Origin of the sequence: Peribacillus sp. Bi96 (genome assembly GCF_918698115.1) — a bacterium.
Classification (GTDB): Bacteria; Bacillota; Bacilli; order Bacillales; family DSM-1321; genus Peribacillus.
The window spans coordinates 1-16,394 of record NZ_CAKKLV010000002.1 but is presented as its reverse complement, the minus strand read 5'-3'; the positions used below and the strand labels follow the sequence as shown (position 1 = coordinate 16,394).

At 40.2% G+C, this 16,394-nt stretch carries 10 protein-coding genes and 1 riboswitch; of the genes, 2 read left to right on the top strand and 8 right to left on the bottom strand.

Going from position 1 to position 16,394, the window contains the following annotated elements; genetic code table 11:
* Positions 1–188 precede the first annotated feature (188 nt).
* The 8 genes from odhB to LQ203_RS02510 form a co-directional block, all read right to left on the bottom strand.
* Entirely contained in the window at positions 189–1,466 is a 1,278-nt protein-coding gene (odhB, locus tag LQ203_RS02545; RefSeq protein WP_230155415.1) for a 2-oxoglutarate dehydrogenase complex dihydrolipoyllysine-residue succinyltransferase, read from the bottom strand.
* A gap of 2 nt (positions 1,467–1,468) precedes the next feature.
* Positions 1,469–4,321, bottom strand: a complete 2,853-nt coding sequence (locus LQ203_RS02540; RefSeq protein WP_230155413.1) for a 2-oxoglutarate dehydrogenase E1 component — start codon at positions 4,319–4,321, stop codon at positions 1,469–1,471.
* A gap of 353 nt (positions 4,322–4,674) precedes the next feature.
* Positions 4,675–5,445 (bottom strand): class III extradiol ring-cleavage dioxygenase, encoded by a 771-nt coding sequence (locus LQ203_RS02535; protein WP_230155412.1) that lies wholly within the window; start codon positions 5,443–5,445, stop codon positions 4,675–4,677.
* A gap of 75 nt (positions 5,446–5,520) precedes the next feature.
* The gene (locus LQ203_RS02530) at positions 5,521–6,288 is read right to left on the bottom strand and encodes a polysaccharide deacetylase family protein (RefSeq protein ID WP_230155411.1); all 768 of its coding nucleotides are present in this window, start codon (positions 6,286–6,288) and stop codon (positions 5,521–5,523) included.
* A 99-nt stretch (positions 6,289–6,387) separates the two neighbouring features.
* A complete protein-coding gene (gene metH, locus LQ203_RS02525) occupies positions 6,388–9,837 on the bottom strand; it encodes a methionine synthase (RefSeq protein WP_230155410.1) in 3,450 nt (1,149 codons plus the stop codon).
* Entirely contained in the window at positions 9,830–11,677 is a 1,848-nt protein-coding gene (locus LQ203_RS02520) for a bifunctional homocysteine S-methyltransferase/methylenetetrahydrofolate reductase (RefSeq protein WP_230155408.1), read from the bottom strand. Before LQ203_RS02520 ends, metH begins: the two co-directional genes overlap by 8 nt.
* A 103-nt stretch (positions 11,678–11,780) precedes the next feature.
* A riboswitch (SAM riboswitch) is annotated at positions 11,781–11,879 on the bottom strand.
* Between the two features lie 113 nt (positions 11,880–11,992).
* Positions 11,993–12,643, bottom strand: a complete 651-nt coding sequence (locus tag LQ203_RS02515) for an MOSC domain-containing protein (protein WP_230155406.1) — start codon at positions 12,641–12,643, stop codon at positions 11,993–11,995.
* A gap of 513 nt (positions 12,644–13,156) precedes the next feature.
* A complete protein-coding gene (locus LQ203_RS02510; protein ID WP_230155404.1) occupies positions 13,157–13,999 on the bottom strand; it encodes a Ku protein in 843 nt (280 codons plus the stop codon).
* 152 nt (positions 14,000–14,151) lie between these two features.
* Between LQ203_RS02510 and LQ203_RS02505 the strand changes: the two genes are divergently transcribed.
* Both LQ203_RS02505 and LQ203_RS02500 read left to right on the top strand, forming a co-directional pair.
* Positions 14,152–15,999 (top strand): DNA ligase D, encoded by a 1,848-nt coding sequence (locus tag LQ203_RS02505; RefSeq protein ID WP_230155402.1) that lies wholly within the window; start codon positions 14,152–14,154, stop codon positions 15,997–15,999.
* 189 nt (positions 16,000–16,188) lie between these two features.
* Entirely contained in the window at positions 16,189–16,380 is a 192-nt protein-coding gene (locus LQ203_RS02500; protein WP_230155399.1) for a hypothetical protein, read from the top strand.
* The last annotated feature ends 14 nt before the right edge of the window (positions 16,381–16,394 follow it).

Genomic DNA, 16,394 nt, shown 5'->3' with positions numbered 1-16,394 from the left:
TCATCATATATGAAATAGTAGCAATAATCAATCACAAACGTTTAAAAATATTCAAATTCATTCAAAATTTCTTCCAAAACCATTCATCCAGACTCTCTATCTCTTCTTTTTCTATTAAAATACGCCTTTTTATTAACACAAAAAACCCCTCTGTCATAATGACAGAGGGGTTTTTTCATATTATTTCATTAACCTTGAAGTAAAAGTTGCTCTGGATCTTCAAGCATATCTTTGATTGCTACTAAGAATCCAACTGCTTCTTTACCATCAACGATACGGTGATCGTAAGATAATGCAAGGTACATCATTGGTCTGTTTTCGATTTGATCTCCAACAGCGATTGGGCGTGTCTTAATTGTATGCATGCCCAAGATCCCAACTTGAGGGGCATTCAAGATTGGTGTAGATAATAGGGAACCGAAAGTCCCTCCGTTTGTAATCGTGAAAGTTCCACCAGATAAATCTGAAAGTCCTAGTTTATTGTTACGCGCTTTAACAGCTAAATCCGAAATGTTCTTTTCGATTTCAGCGAAGCTTTTGCGGTCAGCATCCCTTACAACCGGAACGACTAAACCTTCGTCAGTGGATACGGCTACACCGATATCATAAAAGTTCTTTTTAAGGATATGGTCGCCTTTGATTTCTGCATTCAATAACGGATATTTCTTCAATGCGCCAATGACTGCTTTAGTGAAAAATGACATGAAACCAAGTTTAACATCATTTGTTTTCACGAAAGAATCTTTATGGCGGCTACGCAATTCCATGACTGCTGAAAGATCGACTTCGTTAAAAGTAGTAAGCATGGCTGCTTCGGATTGTACTTGAACTAGGCGCTTGGCAATGGTTTGACGACGGCGAGTCATCTTAACCACTTCAATACGATCATCATTCACTTCAACAGGAGCTGCTGCTTGTTTTGCTGCAGGTGCTGGTTTTGAAGCTGCAGCTGGTGCCGCAGGTGCATTACTTGCAGCTTCTACGTCTTGTACACGTACACGACCAAGTGGGTCGGCTACAGGCACTTGAGTCAAGTCAATTCCTTTTTCACGAGCCAATTTCCTTGCAGCTGGTGAAGCAATAACTTGTTGAGTGGATGATGCTTCTCTCGTTTCTGCTTTAGGAGCCTCTTTAGCTGGAGATGGAGCTGGAGCTTCTTCCGCTTTAGCTGGCTCTGCTTTGGCTTCTTCAGCCTTAGGAGCTTCCGCTTTTGGAGCTGCTGCAGCTGATCCATTTTCATCAACGATAGCGATAGCTTGTCCAACTTGGACAGTATCGCCTTCTTCTGCTAAATGTTCCGAAAGTGTACCCGTATAATCTGAAATGATTTCTACGTTTACTTTATCCGTTTCCAGTTCAAGGACATATTCGCCTTTTTCTACGTGGTCACCGGGTTGTTTTAACCATTGCGCAATAGATCCTTCAGAAATTGATTCTGCTAATTCAGGTACTTTTACTTCAGCCATTTTTATTTCTCCCCCTCATTATTGCGTGTAATTGCTTGAGTCATAATCCGTTGTTGTTCATTTTTATGGACAAGTGGATCTCCCTCAGCCGGGCTTGATCTGCGCTTCCTTCCTATATATGTTACTGAAAGGTTACCAGGAGCCGCTGCATTAAGGCGTGGTTCAACAAATGTCCAAGCCCCCATGTTTTTAGGTTCTTCTTGAGCCCAGAAGATTTCTTTAAGATTTGTATATTTTTTCAACGCTTCTTGAACGCCAGTGAACGGGAATGGATAAATTTCTTCGATACTGATGATTTGCAACCAATCCGTTTTTTGTTCAGCTGCCGCTTTTTCACGAAGTTCAACCGCCAATTTACCTGATGCAAAAACAATGCGTTCAACCGATTTAGGTTTTTTGCCAAGTGCTTTTGTTTCTACGAAAGATTCAAATGAGCCTTCACTGAATTCTTCAGCTGTAGAGGCCATCACTTGATTACGAAGCATGCTCTTAGGTGTCATGATGACAAGTGGACGTACTTGCTCTTGATCCAAAATCTTGGCTTGTCTTCTAAGGATATGGAAATATTGAGCTGCCGAACTTAAGTTAGCAACTGTCCAGTTGTTCTCAGCCGCCAATTGAAGGAAACGTTCTAGGCGTGCACTGGAATGCTCTGGTCCTTGTCCTTCATAACCATGCGGAAGCAGCATGACAAGACCTGATTTTTGACCCCATTTTGCACGGCCTGCCGCGATAAATTGGTCAAAGATCACTTGTGCTGTATTTGCAAAGTCACCGAATTGGCCTTCCCATAGTACAAGTGTTTCAGGTGCAAATACATTATAACCATATTCAAAAGCAAGAACTGCCGTTTCCGTAAGCGGGCTGTTATGAACAGCGAAAGAAGCTTTAGCAGTATCAAGTGTGTGAAGTGGTGAATATGTTTTTCCATTAACACTGTCATGTAACATGATATTACGTTGGGCGAATGTTCCACGTTCTGAATCTTGTCCTGTCAAACGGATTGGAGTAGCGTCACTCAAGATGGATGCAAATGCAAGTGTTTCAGCATGAGCCCAATCAATTTTACCGTCAGCACCAAAGGAATCCAAACGACGTGATAAAATCTTTCCTAATTTTTTATTAGGGGTGAATCCTTCAGGCCAATTAACAAGTTCTTCGTTAATTGAAACCAGTTCTTGTTTCGGAACTGCCGTTTCAATGGCTGGAAGTCCTTTTTCAATAATGCCAGGAGGGTTACACTCTTTAGAAGCTTCCGGTTTATTTCCGGAAATTTTCGCATATGCATCTGCAAGTCTTGTATCCACTTGCTCAGCAACTGCTTTAACTTCATCTTCAGTGAACACGCCGGATTGAATGAGTTTTTTACCATAAAGCTCTTTAACGGTTGGGTGCTTATGGATTAATGCATACATTTCAGGTTGTGTCACCAATGGCTCATCCATTTCGTTATGGCCGAAACGTCTGTAACCGATAAGGTCGATCAAGAAATCTTTCTTGTATTTTTCGCGATATTGGTTAGCAAGGTTCACAGCGGCAATACATGCCTCTGGGTCATCTGCGTTAACATGTACGATCGGCACTTCAAAGCCTTTTGCCAAATCACTAGCATATTTAGTTGAACGTGAATCTTCACTTTCCGTTGTAAAACCAATCATGTTATTGGCGATGATATGGATAGCTCCGCCAACCTGATAACCGCGTAAACGGCTTAAGTTAATCGTTTCCGGTACAATTCCTTCACCAGGGAATGCTGCATCACCATGAATTAGGATTGCAAGTGATTTGGAAATGTCTTGAACAGGGTATCCTTTTTCAGAACGGTCTTCTTGTGCCGCACGAGAATACCCTTCCACGATTGGACCGACTACTTCCAAGTGACTTGGGTTATTGGCAAGTGTAATTCTTGCTTTTTGTATATTTGCTTTAGTAATTTGTTTATCCAGACCTAAATGGTATTTAACATCGCCAGTCCAACCATTGTTAATGCCAGTTGAACCTTCGGAAGGAACCAAATCTTTATTAGGTGAATGTTGGAATTCAGAGAAAATGACCTCATAAGGCTTTCCAAGTACGTGTGCAAGAACATTCAAACGTCCCCGGTGAGCCATGGCAATATTCACATTACCCGTTCCATTTTGAACAGTTTGTGAAATCATTTCATCTAAAATCGGCACTAGTGTATCCAGTCCTTCAATAGAGAAACGTTTTTGCCCTACATATGTGCGATGAAGGAACTTTTCAAAACCTTCGACTTCATTCAATCGCTTAAGTAATAGTTCCTTTTTATCTTTGGACACTTCCGGGAACATGCTTCCGGATTCGACCATATCTGTAAGCCATTGCTTTTCGTCCAAGTCATTAACATGGTGAAATTCAAAGGCTATCGTTTTTGTATAAAGTTGTTTTAGGTATTGTACGGCTTCGTATCCGTCTTTCACGTCTTCAGGTGATTCCGGACAAATTAAGTCAGCCGGTATTTTCCTTAAATCATCTGCAGTCAACCCATATTTTTCAAAGTGAATTTCTTCAGTGTCAAGTGGTTCTTCTTTTAAAGGATAGATAGTTGCAGCAAGATGTCCGTATGCACGGATGTTTTCCGCTAACGTTACTGCAGACATAATTTTCTTCATTGGAAGAACTTCTCCAGATTGTACAGTTGGTGCACTTCCGATTGTTGTTTCAGCCGATACATCGAATGAAGGAGGACCTGATACTTCAAAGAAGTTTTTCAGTTCCGGATCTACTTCCTCCGGATTGGCTTGAAATAGATCGTACTGCTCCATGACATACCCAAGGTTTGGACCAGAAAAAGCTTTCCATGGGTCGTATGCCTTAGCATCCTTGATGGTCATTTTGTAAACCCCCAAATTTCTCTCATAATTTTTTGCATTTCGTTTTATCCATCCCCAAATTTCTTTCTTCTAACTTTTCCCCAAATATATGATTTATAATTAATAACTTTGGTATTTGAATAATAAAATTTTAAAGGATAAAACGTTTTCAGATGTTATATTAACATGTTTTTGTCGAAATATCCAAAGGTTAAACCACTTTATGCAACCTTTTTGCAACAATATTTCTGTTTAATTCGTCATAATACGCTTTTAATTGACTTTTTTGCTCATTTAAGTCTTTTTTCGCTAAAAAAAGATTTTTGTATAATGACCAGTTTCCTGTATTTTTAACTAGGTTGCAAACCTTTAAATCAATCAAACTTCCAAGCTGTTAAACTCAGATTCCCATATTGAAATGTCCTGTGCAGGAGAGCCGCTTTTTTGCTGTCATCTCCTGAGCCCATAGCAATGACCAATGGAATGAAATGCTCTTTGGAAGGTACAGCATCAGTACTAAAAGGAGCAATTTGTTCATAATTAAACAAAGATTCCAAATCCCAATTCATGATTTTCTCTTCGACCCAGTTCTCAAAATTGATTGCCCACCCCTCTGCCACAAGCATATCCTTCTGTAAATGGGTGAAATTATGGACAATTCCACCACTTCCGATGATTAGGACATTACTTTCCTTTAATTCTCCCAAAGCTTTCCCGATTTCATACTGCTTGTCTAATGGAAGATCAGGATTAATCGACAAAGATACGATCGGGATATCAGCTTTTGGGTACATGATGTGTAAAAGCCCCCATGCTCCATGATCCAAGGGGCGCCTTTCATCAAGTTCGCCCCATACATCTATCTTGGACAACAAGGTCAATATTTTATCTGACAGCTCTAGGCATCCCGAAGCAGGATATGTTATCTGGAATATTTCTTCAGGAAAACCAACAAAATCATAAATGACTTCATGCTTCTTTACTGCTGAAATTAACTGCTCCTCACTTTCCCAATGCGCAGACAATATAACGATGGCAGCAGGTTTATTCATATCTTTCATATAATCCTTCAAAAAGGAAGTGTAGCTATTCTTTTCCAAAGCTAATAGAGGTGTTCCATGTGATAAAAACAATGATGGCATCATAGAAACGATAAATCCTTTCGCAATATAATCTCTTATCCCTATACCTTAATTTACTATATATAATCAATGTGTTCATCAATTAAATTGTATTTTTGGAGTTGTCTCATCAATAGTATCAAAATAATACCCTTCTTTTTTAAGATATTCTATAATATCCGGCAATGCTTTCACTGTATTTTTCATACTATTGATATCATGCAATAAGATATTAACATGCTTTTGATCTTTCGTCCCTTTTTGTACGGAATTAATGATTTGTTGTTCACTTATTGATGGACTGATGCCATCTGTTGAATCGATGGTCCAATCAAAGTAAATATACCCTTTTTCCGATAATTGTTGAAGGATTCCATTTATGATGGGTTTAGTTGCAGCCTGATGCCGAAGATGATTATTCGAGCCTCCAGGAAGGCGTACAATACGGCTTTTTATCCCAAACTCCTTTTGCAGCATGGTTTCAAGCCTATTCAAATCTTGAAAGAAACTTTCAGTTGATCGATAAACGATAGAATAATCATGTGTATAGGAATGGAGGGCAATCACATGACCCCGTGAAATCATTTCCTGATAATATTCCTTTGCGTATGGTTCTTCATTACCTTTTACGAAAAATGTTGCCTTAACATGATAGCGGTCCAAAATATCTAATATATCCATGGTATTCAAAGATGGACCATCATCGAAAGTCAAATAAGCGACTTTCTGATCTTCTTTACTTTTTACGAGCGGTGTCATCTCTTCGGGAACCATTGCATGTACTTTAACCGCCTGCACATTGGTCATGGACAAAATGATAATGAAAGAACTCACCATGGAAAGAAATATTTTAAGCAGATCCTTCATAAATTGCATCCCCTTCCTTTTGACCATTAAGATGTACCAATCGAGGGGTTTCATGCGCAATAAGGCAGCGGTAAAAAATACCGCTGCCTTACCATTATGTTATCGATCGACATTGAAGTACCGAGCTTCTGGATGAGCAAATACAATGGCTGAAACGGAAGCCTCAGGCTCCATCATGCATCCTTCAGTCAATTCCACGCCAATATCTTGAGGCTGTAACAAGCGGAATAACTTCTCCTGGTCTTCCAGATTAGGACAAGCTGGATAACCAAATGAAAATCTTTGCCCCGTATACTTAGCTGCAAAACGCTCTTTCATAGACATTTCTATCGGATCGCTTATACCTAAATCATCACGCATTAATTGATGTATTCTTTCCGCGAATCCTTCAGCTGTTTCGAGAGCAAGTGATTGAAGGGCATGGTTTTTCAAGAAATCACCTTCAAGTTTTAGCTTTTCTGCCCATTTTCTGATCCCTTTTCCGGCAGTAACCAAGAAAAAGCCGACATAATCCATTTCACCTGAGGAAACCGGCTTTGCGAAGTCCGCTAAACAAAGGTGCGGACTCGTATCTTGCCGTGGGAAGTCAAATGTCTCCAAAACTTCCTTATGATTATCCGGGTTGTAAACCAATAGCCTGTCTCCTTCACTTTGAGCAGGAAAAAATTGATAAACCGCTTGTAAGCCGTAGTCTGGTTCGTTCTTTAAGAATTCAATCAATTCATCAACAAGACTATTCAGCTGTACTGCTTTTTCATTCCCCTGTTTAAGTAATTCGGCAACTTTGCCTTTTAGCCCCAAATGATGCCCAATCAACATTTGGCGATTAATGTATGGCTGAATGACATCCAATGGATAGTTTTTTAGGACATGGCGCTTGATATCACGTGGTATTTGAACAGGAACATTGCTTAGAGAAGCAGCAGTGGACTGCTTCCGCACTGGTTTTTCCAATGTGGCGGCAATAGCTGCATTAGCCTTCGATCTTTCTCTTTTCTCGACCAACTCCTCTAAATACAACACTTTTTTGTCCGCATCATGTAAAATATTGGTGACAGCCAAACCGTCCATCGCATCTTTGGCATATAAAACCGAGCCGCCATATTCTGGTGATATTTTGAAATCGGTGAATTTACGGGATAAAGCTGCCCCTCCCACTAAAATTGGGGTGTCTATTCCCGCTTGTTTTAAATCCTGTGCAGTTAAAACCATTTGCTGTGCTGATTTAACAAGTAAACCAGAAAGGCCAATGATGGTGGGTTCATGTTTGCGGACCTCTTCAATGATTTGTTGTGGTGCGACCTTGATTCCCAAATCAATGACTTCATAGCCATTATTGGATAGGATGATATCCACTAGGTTCTTGCCGATGTCATGTACGTCTCCCTTGACTGTCGCTAAAAGGATTTTTCCTTTTTTAGCACTATCTTCAGAGTTTTCCATGAGTGGCTCAAGGTGAGATACTGCCGCCTTCATCGCCTCTGCACTTTGAAGTACTTCTGCAACTATAAGTTGATTGTCATTAAATAACCGACCCACTTCACTCATTCCATCCATCAATGGTCCATTGATGATTTCCAATGGGTTATCACCGCGCTCAATGGCTTTATTTAAATCCTCAATTAATCCTTCTTTCGTTCCTTCGATAATATAATTACCTAAACGTTCGTCCAATGGCAGAATGACACCATTGTCCTTCTTCTCCGCTTTTTTCCCACGATAAAACTCAGTAAAGATAGCTAAAGTTTCTGTAGATGTATCAAACAGGAGTGCTTCAGCCAATTTCACTTCCTCTTCCGGAATTAGAGCGAAACGTTCAAGCTTTTCTGTATTCACGATCGCATAATCGAGACCGGCTTTTGTACAATGGTAGAGGAAAACGGCATTTAGAATTTCCCTTCCCCGTTCTGGCAGACCGAAAGAAACATTCGAAATGCCAAGTATCGTTAAGCATTCGGGAAACTTTTCTTTGATAGCCTGAATTCCTTTCACCGTCTCTAACGCAGATCCGATATACTGTTCATCCCCTGTACCAACAGGAAATACCAGTGGATCAAAAATGATGTCACTTCTGTTTATTCCATACTTATTAACAAGTAAGTCCACAGACCGTGTAGCCACTTCGATTTTCCGTTCGGCATGGACGGCCATCCCAATTTCATCAATCGTTCCTACCACAACGGCAGCACCATATTGATGGACGAATGGGACAATTTTTTCAAAGCGCTCTTCACCATCTTCAAGGTTAATGGAATTTATGATGGATTTCCCTTGTGAATGTTTTAACGCTTGTTCAAGTACGGCTTCATCTGTAGTATCGATGACCAAGGGGACCTTGACTTTTTTGACGACCTCTTCTACAAACTCCTTCATATCGCCAAGCTCATCCCCATCAGGATCAGCAAGGCAAATATCAATGACATGGGCGCCTTTTTTCACTTGGGCACGTGCTATTTCCGCAGCTGGCTCGTAATGCTTTCCACGAATTAGCTCTTTGAACTTTCGAGATCCGATAACATTCGTTCTCTCACCTACAAATAAAGGACGCATTGAATCATCATAGATGAGCGGCTCTATGCCTGATACGGCATGGCCATGGGCAGATTCCGTTATTGTACGGGGCTGGATGCCCTCAAGGACCCTGGATAGTTCCTTAATATGCTCAGGGGTCGTACCACAACATCCTCCAATGATATTGACCCAACCCTTTTCAGCAAATTGCTTCATTTTCTCTGCAAGGGAAGTCGGTGACTCATGATAGTGACCTTCTTCATCAGGGAGTCCGGCATTTGGATAACAACTGATGGCGCTGTTTGATATATCTGCAAGCGTACGAATGTGATCTATCATGAATTCCGGGCCGGTTGCACAATTCAGTCCGACTGCCACTGGCTTCATATGTTCAACCGATAAATAGAAAGCTTCTATCGACTGGCCAGCAAGTGTCGTGCCCATCGGTTCGATCGTACCTGATATGATGACAGGCACATCTTTTCCCGTTTTAGCAAAAGCTGCTTTGATTCCGGAAAAGGCAGCCTTGACATTAAGCATATCCTGACAGGTCTCCACCAATAGCAAGTCTACTCCGCCATCCAATAGGCCGAGTGCCTGTTCTTCATAAGACTCGGTTAAAATATCGAAAGTCGTTCCCCCTGTTACGGAAAGCGTTTTTGTAGTGGGACCCATCGAGCCAGCTACATATCTCGGCCATTCATCATTTGAATATTTTTCACAAGCTTTAACGGCTAGCTCTGCTGAAATTTTATTAAGCTTGTAAGCAATCGTGCTTATTTGGTATTCGTCAAGTACGATGCTTGTGGCTCCGAAGGTATTTGTTTCAATGATATCAGCACCTGCTGCTAAATACTTTTCATGGATGGATTGAATGATTTCTGGTTGCGTCAATGATAGGTACTCATTGCAGCCCTCGAACTGTTCCCCGCCAAAATCCTCTGCTGTTAAATTCTCCGCCTGAAGCATCGTTCCCATGGCTCCATCAAGAAGGAGAATCTTAGAATCCAATTGCTTTTGAATCGCTTTTTTATTCATGTATTGCCACCTCTGATGTCTGTTTACTATCGACTTTTCTAATATATTTCGTAAGTTCCGCCGTCATTTCGTAGCGGAGGAAAGGTGTGATTAAATAAATGCCCTTGAATTTCTCTCTTGCTGCGTCCACTAGCTCTCGCGCGATATTTACGCCTTCAATTCTTGACTTTACTGGGTCATTCCCTGCTAAAGCCATAGCCCTTCTAACATTATCAGGCAGTTTGATACCTGGGATTTCGTTATGGATGAATTCGGCATTTCGTGTGCTTGTCAAGGGCATGATACCAACGAAAATTGGTGTTTCTAAATGTTTTGTTGCTTCATATACTTCTTCGATCTGTTCAACTGAATAAATTGGCTGTGTCAAAAAGGATTGAGCTCCACAGGCAATCTTCTTTTCCATCCGCTGTACGGCTTTATCCAAATATTTTACATTGGGATTAAAAGCTGCGGCAATTTTAAAATTTGACCGTTGCCCCAAACTTTGGCCGGAATAGGAGACACCTTCATTAAATTGTTTGACCATGCTTATCAAGTCAAACGACGATAAATCATAAACGGAAGTGGCACCAGGGAAGTCCCCTATTTTAGAGGGATCTCCGGTGATGATCAATAACTCGTTCAGCCCCACCGTCTGAAGGCCCATTAAATGTGACTGCAGGCCAATTAAATTCCGGTCACGGCATGTTATGTGCACCATTGGCTTTATATTCAATTGGTTCTTCAGTAAATTAGCAAGTGCATCATTCGATATCCTTGGTGAAGCAAGTGAGTTATCCGCTAAAGTAATCGAATCGACCCCTGCATTTTTCAAAACTTCCGCACCAGTCATGAAACCTTCTATTCCCAACTTTTTCGGTGGATCAAGTTCAACAAGAATTGTTCTTTCCGTTTTGGCTTTTTCGTACAGAGGGAGTTCCAATTCCCTATCATTCACTTCAATTATTTCTATCTCACGGGATTTCGTAATTTTCTCTTTCACTGGAACCAGACTTTCAATCGCATTCTTTACAGCTTGAATGTGTAGAGGAGTCGTTCCACAGCACCCTCCAATGATCGTTGCACCTTGCTCACGAAGTTCCAGGGCACTTGAACCGAAATATTCCGGCACTGCTTTATAGACAAGTCTTCCATCCACATAATCCGGGAGACTGGCATTAGGATAAATGGCAATCGAGGCTTGCTTTGGCAAATTCACTTCTTCTAAGGCACGAATCATATGATGTGGACCGAGACGGCAATTCACTCCAACAACATCGGCACCCAATTGCTCCAGTCTTTGAAATGCTTCATTTAAATGGATCCCATTTTGTAGGTTACCCAGTTCATGCATTGAAACATTTGCGATGATTGGCAGTTCCGTTTCTTTTTTAACGATTTGCAGCACGGTTTCCAGTTCTTCCATGTCATAAAATGTTTCAAGGAGAATTCCATCCGGATCTTCCATCAGCAAACTGTATAGCTGCTCACGAAAACCTCGCTTAATTTCTTCCATGCTTAAATCCGATTTCCGTATACTCCTCTGCGCACCTATCGTACCGAAGACATATGCCTTGCCTTTTGCCGCTTTTCTAGCCAGGATGACTCCCTGGCGATTGATCCTGCTTACTTCATCTTCAAGTCCATGCCGTTTCAATTTGTTGAAATTGGCTCCATATGTATTCGATTGAAGGATATCTGCGCCTGCTTCTAAATAGGCGCTATGGATGGATTCTATTTGATGGGGATTCGTGCAGTTTAATTCCTCATAACATTGATCGATACCATAAGAGTACAATAAGGTTCCAATTGCCCCTTCGCCAACTAACATTCTTTCTTTTAATTCTTTACGAAAATTCATCATTACACCCTCTCTCAAAAACAATCCTGTTTTTGTCGTTTTTTATGAGTATGAGAGAAAAGAAAAAAAACCTTCTCAAAGAAGAAGGTTTTTTGAAACATTCTCCTCATCTATCAAGCTCTGCTTGCTGGATTTAGCACCTTTGCCTAGGCTGGTTGCTGAGGTTTCTTCGGGCCAGTCCCTCCACCTCTCTCGATAAGATCCATTTATATAATTGTCACAAGATTTCAAAATTAATTTATATTTAATTTACATTAATAATCTGTCAATTTCAATACCTTAAACGTCATTTTTTTTACTTTTTCCAAAAATCACTCAATCTTTTGCAGCTTGAACTCTCTTTTCTACCCTCTGTTTCCAGTCTTCCGCAAGCGAATCTAGAGTAAGCAAAGTGTATGCCCCATCCAGCCCATCCCGATTATGAAGGATCACCTCAGTAGCATAATGAACTGAAATCTTTTCTTGCAAACGATCTAATAGCACGATTTCGTTTTGTTTCTTTAACGTTCCTTCTTGAATGACTTTTGCAAAATAACCAGTGTAACCAGTTTTAAAGACGAATTCCAAAAACTTAGGTTCCTGGTTAAAGTGGGAAATCGTCGAGCAAGGAATCCTCCCTTGATTAATTTGAACGATTACTTCGCCTATTTGATATAGATCACCGATAAATGTTGTTTCTTCCCTCATCCCCGCTATAGTTAAGTTTTCACCGAATGCAGGGATTTCCAGCTTTTTAGCGAATTTTTCATTCCATAGTGAATAATGTTCAATGGGGTAAAAACACAAAGCCCGATCAGGGCCTCCATGGAACTTTACATTACCAACCCCATCGCCAATTATGCCTGATTTAGTCACTGTCACTTTATCCTGTGCTTGTTTATCCATGGCTGAAAAGATATCAACATTCGAAAATTTTTCCTGTTTTGGCTTTCCTGCATGAAGTGATACGATTTTACCATTTTCCATTTTGTATCTTCCAATCCTATTGAATTTATATCATCTTAATATGAATAAATTATACTAAAAATCCATTATATTCTATAGTGATTTAAAAGAATCTACAAAATCAGATAATGCAAAAGCCCCCTTTCAACCGTTAAATTGGCCTAATATCATTGATTTTCCAGAAAAAAACATAGGTTAGTTATAGTAATTTTGTTGCTATTTCAGAATTAAATATGGTAGAATATGAACACAATATATAGTCGAAAACTACAACCGTTCGCCTATATGTTGATTTTCACGATTGAAATCCTCATTGTCGCTCTTTAGGGAGCGAATTTTTTTGCCTTCATTCACAACCACCCATTTTTTCTCTTTATTCCGTTCATTATCCGCATCACGTACCGCTTTTCTATTTGTACATGTTTTACATATGTATTTTCAGCAATCCAATCTATAAAGTCTACTTTCATATCTTTCTCATGCCCATTCCCAACAAGAAGCCGAGCGACTCAAGACTCCCGCTCAGCTTCTTGTTTAGGCTTGTTTCTTTTTCTTCGGTGCCGCTTTCTTCCGTGTCGTCTTTTTCTTTACCGGTTCTTCATGTTTCGTTCGGTCAATGGATGCCTGTAAAGCCTCCATTAAATCGGTTACATTGCTGGAAACAGGTTCTTTTGTTTTGGTTGTGATCGTCTTCTGTCCCGTTTTCTTTGATTCAATCAATTCCAGTAACGCTGTCCGATAATCATCGGTGTATTTTGTCGGATCGAAAGTAGACGTTAATTGATCTATCAATAAAACGGCCGTCTCGATTTCTTTTTCAACAACGGAATCAGTGGCAGGGATATTCGGAACATCCGCTGTGGATCGGACTTCATCCGGATAATGAATCGTTTCCATCACTAAAGTATTATCAACGACTCGAATGACCGCCATTTGTTCCTTTGAGCGGATGATGATTTTCGCTAATCCCACCTTCTTCGATTCCTTGAGGGCCTGTCTCAAAAGGGAATAAGCTTTTATCCCTCCATCATTCGGGGACATGTAATAGCTTCGGTTAAAATAAATGGGATCTATTTCTTCTATTTTTACGAAATCCACGATTTCCACGGCTTTTTCTTCATTTTGTTTTTTTAACTGTTCCAGTTCACTGTCTTCCAATACAACAAACTTTCCCTTTGTATATTCAAAAGCGCGGACTATATCGTCCTTCCCCACTTCTTTTTGGCAGACCGGACATACTTTTTCGTATTTAATCGGTGAATGACACTCCTTATGCAACGTCCTTAAAGAAATATCCTTATCTTCCGTTGCAGCATGAAGTTTAATCGGAATGTTCACCAAACCGAATGATATGCTCCCCTTCCACATCGTATGCATATTCGTCACCTCATAACGTATTTTTAAATGGAAGAACAATTGTTATTATTCCCTTTTATCAAAAAAAAACCGAAAAAACATTTGCCAACTCTAACACTTCGTTTTTTTGGCAAAATAATGTTAATCACTTTTTTCGGAGGGATATACACAAAATGAAACCGATGCTGCCAACCTATTACACCGAAGCCCCTAGCTCCAAGGATTGGCGTTATGAAGTCAAATATGACGGTTTTAGGGCCATTTTAACGATTGACTTCGATACGATTAGCATCTCGAGCCGAAACGAAAAGGAAATGTCTCCCCTCTTCCCGGAAATCATTGATTTCATTAAACAGCTGGGCCTAGAAGATTATCTCCCGCTGCAGTTGGATGGAGAATTGGTCTGGCTGACTAATCAAGCAAAAGCTGACTTCTTTCAAATACAGTGGCGTGGTCGCCTACGGAAACAATCATTGATTTCCGAAACAGCTAATTTTTCCCCTTGCCGTTTTATAGCGTTTGACCTGCTACGTATCAAAGGAATGGATATAACGACTAAATCGATGGAAGAACGAAGGGGATTCATGTTGAATCTGGGTGAAAAACTTGGGTTTCCTATGCCTCCTAACCCAACTTCTGAAGCTTTGATCCAATTAATTGAAAGTTTCGACGTTTTGGATAAGGCATTAAATACAGTCACTTTATTAGATGGTGAGGGGGTTGTAGCCAAAGAAACCCGGGGTACTTGGCAAGAAGGAAAGCGTTCCACTAACTGGATTAAAGTGAAAAATTGGAAGACTGTCTCCTGTTTCATTACAGCATTGCATAAAGAAAATGGTTATGTTTCCCTCGCAGTTTTCAAGGAAGGTGCGGTAACGAAAATCGGTAGCGTCAAAAATGGAATAAGTGCAAAAGATAAAAAGATCTTATATGAACTGATCAAGCAAAATGCTTCAAATGAAGACGCAAAATTTTTTTATATCCATCCATCCATTTGCATCGAGGTACAATTTTTACACGTATATGAGGAAAATGAATTGCGTGAACCTCAGTTTTCGCATTGGCTATTACACACGTCTCCCACTGAATGTACTTGGGAAAAATTCGTGATAAACCAATACACATTTCCCGATACTGTACAAATAACCTCACCGGATAAACCATTATGGATAACCGATGATAAACAGGTGATAAAAGTTGAATACCTGCATTATTTGAGGGAGGTTTCAGCTTTCTTCTTACCGTTTTTAAAAGATAAACTGTTGACGACGATCCGCTATCCTCATGGCACCATGGATCAAGAGAAATTTTTCCAGAAAAACAAGCCTGATTATGCGCCTGCATTTATTAAAACATTCATGGATGAAGATATAGAATATATGCTGTGTAACGACATTGAAACGCTTCTTTGGTTTGGTAACCAACTGGCATTGGAATTCCATGCCCCATTTCAGAAAGCTGGAAAAACAAGACCCGATGAAATCGTCCTGGACTTAGATCCACCTTCGATCGAATTTTTTTCCTTAGCGATAAAAGCCGCACAAGAAATAAAAAAGGTGATGGACTCCTTAAGGATAATAGCTTATGTGAAAACCTCAGGTAACAAAGGCCTGCAAATTCACATCCCTTTACCTGAAGACAGATTTACTTATCAGGAAACAAGGATATTCACCGATTTTCTCGGTCATTACTTAACAAGTTCCAATCCCGATGATTTTACAGTGGAAAGATTGAAAATAAAACGGAATAATCGGCTTTACTTGGACTTTGTACAGCATAGTGAAGGAAAAACCATCATTGTGCCTTATTCCCCACGCGGAAATTCTTTCGCAGGGGTTGCTACACCATTATTTTGGGAGGAAGTGGAAGAAAACCTCCAGCTCAAAGACTTTACGGTTGATACCGTACCAAATAGAATCAAAAGGGACGGATGTCCATTCTTGGATTACCGGCATGTCGATAATGGACCAGCCTTTCTTGATGTACTGTCTTTTCTAAAACAAAAAAAGACCAACTTATGAAGTGTATCCAAAAAGTTAGACATTTCATTTAATTAAGCAGCCCTTTAGGCTACGAACCCGGAAATCTACCGGGCACATTCCCTTTGATTTATTGTTGATCAAAGTAGTGAAGATATCTTCTAATGCTGTTTGACATGAATCAAAAAACATTAGATTGGCACATTTACGTTTGATTTTTAGACTTTACTCGTGAATTTCGTACTTTTACTCGTGAATCTCGCGCATTTACTCGTGAGTTTCGCGCCTTTACTCGTGAGTTTGGCACTTTTACTCGTGAATTTCGCGCCTTTACTCGTGAATTTCGCGCCTTTACTCGTGAATTTCGCGCCTTTACTCGTGAATTTCGCGCCTTTACTCGTGAATTTCGCGCCTTTATTCTAGAGTTTCCCAATTTA

Bases quoted from the DNA above. Each gene is read 5' to 3' on its own strand.
- LQ203_RS02505 (WP_230155402.1), top strand. From the start codon at position 14,152: ATGAAACCGATGCTGCCAACCTATTACACCGAAGCCCCTAGCTCCAAG.
- LQ203_RS02515 (WP_230155406.1), bottom strand. From the start codon at position 12,643: ATGGAAAATGGTAAAATCGTATCACTTCATGCAGGAAAGCCAAAACAG.
- metH (WP_230155410.1), bottom strand. From the start codon at position 9,837: ATGAATAAAAAAGCGATTCAAAAGCAATTGGATTCTAAGATTCTCCTT.
- LQ203_RS02520 (WP_230155408.1), bottom strand. From the start codon at position 11,677: ATGAATTTTCGTAAAGAATTAAAAGAAAGAATGTTAGTTGGCGAAGGG.
- LQ203_RS02540 (WP_230155413.1), bottom strand. From the start codon at position 4,321: ATGACCATCAAGGATGCTAAGGCATACGACCCATGGAAAGCTTTTTCT.
- LQ203_RS02535 (WP_230155412.1), bottom strand. From the start codon at position 5,445: ATGATGCCATCATTGTTTTTATCACATGGAACACCTCTATTAGCTTTG.
- odhB (WP_230155415.1), bottom strand. From the start codon at position 1,466: ATGGCTGAAGTAAAAGTACCTGAATTAGCAGAATCAATTTCTGAAGGA.
- LQ203_RS02530 (WP_230155411.1), bottom strand. From the start codon at position 6,288: ATGAAGGATCTGCTTAAAATATTTCTTTCCATGGTGAGTTCTTTCATT.
- LQ203_RS02510 (WP_230155404.1), bottom strand. From the start codon at position 13,999: ATGCATACGATGTGGAAGGGGAGCATATCATTCGGTTTGGTGAACATT.